General features: G+C 70.5%; 2 protein-coding genes. One reads left to right on the forward strand and one right to left on the reverse strand.

The window, feature by feature from the left end:
- The coding region (locus ACESMO_RS02540) for an AGE family epimerase/isomerase (protein WP_372706614.1) at nucleotides 1-758 on the forward strand (758 nt) is incomplete at its 5' end.
- 16 nt (nucleotides 759-774) lie between these two features.
- Here ACESMO_RS02540 and ACESMO_RS02545 read toward each other — a convergent pair.
- Nucleotides 775-1,742 (reverse strand): M48 family metalloprotease (locus ACESMO_RS02545; protein WP_372706615.1); only part of this gene is annotated, 968 nt, incomplete at its 5' end.

Here is a 1,742-nt window from a genome sequence, read left to right on the forward strand (position 1 = left end):
CCGATCGGGCGCACGCCCTTCGCGAAGCCCTCGCCGTCCTGCGGACGCCGGCGGGCGGGTGGCGCGAAACGGGGGAGCACCCGTATCAGGCCAACGCCCATATGCATCTGCTGGAAGCCTGCATGGCCTGGGAGGCGATCGAACCCGAACGCGAATGGCGCGGGATGGCGGACGAGATTGTCAGCCTGGCCCGTGGGGCGTTCATCGACGCTGAGGGCGGCTTCCTGCGGGAATTCTTCGACGCCGAATGGCGGCCCGCAGCGGGCGACGATGGCCGGCTGGTCGAACCCGGTCATCAGTTCGAATGGGCCTGGCTGCTGGCGCGTTGGGGCCGTCTGCGCGACGACGCAGGGGCAGTGAACGCGGCGGCACGGCTCTATGAGATCGGCACCCGCGGCGTGGACGAACGCCGGGGTGTGGCCATCGACGCCCTGAACGATGACCTGTCGGTGCGCTCGGACCAGGCGCGGCTGTGGCCGCAGACGGAACGGCTGAAAGCGGCGCTGATCCTGGCGGAGACCGCCGAGGGCGGCCGTCGCACATCGCTGCTGGATGACGCCCGCAAGGCGCTGGCGGGACTGCAGCGCTATCTGGAGCCGTCGGGCCTGTGGCGCGACAAGATGCGGATGGACGCAAGCTTCGTCGACGAGCCGGCTCCGGCCAGTTCGTTCTACCACGTCATGGCCGCCTACGAGCAGTTGCGGGCCACGGCGGCGGTCCTGCCGGAGCTCGGATGGGCAGCCGGGGACGGATCGTGATCGGCGGTGTGAATGGTCAGGGCAGGATCGGCTGGCCGCTGGCCCGCTGAGTTTCGATCTCGACCTGCACCTGTTCCAGCGCGCGCGCGCGGGCCTCGGCCGAGGCGTGACGCAACTGCGGATACCGCACGCGCCAGTTTGCAGCGCCGAAGCGTCGCCAGAAGGCGGGGGCGATCCGCGTGTCGTAGCCAGCGCGGGCGGCGAGGAACAGACCGACCCGGTCCGCCTGGGTCTCCTTGTCGCCGCTCTCGCCAACCGCAGCCCCGGCGTTGGCCTCGCGTCCGGCGCCGCCCACGTCGCTCCATGTGCGGTGCCGCAGCACATGGTGGGCCAGCTCGTGGCCGAGGATCAGGGCCAGTTCGTCATCGGACTGGGTGAAGCCGGCCAGTGCCGTGCTGATGAACAACCGCCGCCCGTCGGCGCGGGCGTTCAGTTCGTCCGAGGGATTCAGCTGGACCTCGTATCCGCAAGCCCGGCGCGGCTCGATTGTCACGGTGAGGGGTTCTCCGTCCCGGCGGATATCCAGGCGTGTCGAGCCTCGGGCGAGTGCGCCGTCGATGACCGCGATGTTCGCGGCCAGGCCCTCGAAGACGGGGACGGTCCGTGCGGGCCCGGCGTTCAGAGCCGCTCCGTTGACGGCCAGGATCAGATCGCCCTCCCGCAGCCCCGCGTCGGCTGCGGCCGACGTTGAAGGCGCCGAGAGCACGCCCGGCAGGTCTCTCTCCAGACCGAACCGGGCGCGCGCATGAGGCTGGAGCTGAACACTATACTGGCTGGCCGCGTGCAGCGCCCAACCGGCGGACTGGCGAACGACGGGGCAGAGGTCCGTGTTCGCCTGCAACAGACGCAACCCGACGTCGGCGACGCGTTGGTCGAGGTTGGTGAGCGCCGTCAGGCGGGCTGCGGCGTCCGCGCCATCGGCGGAAGACGAAATGGAGCCGGTCGTCGGCCCGCTGCCACAGCCGGCAAGAATTGCGCAAACGG

It is taken from the genome of Brevundimonas sp., from assembly GCF_041688735.1.
Taxonomy (GTDB): domain Bacteria; phylum Pseudomonadota; class Alphaproteobacteria; order Caulobacterales; family Caulobacteraceae; genus Brevundimonas.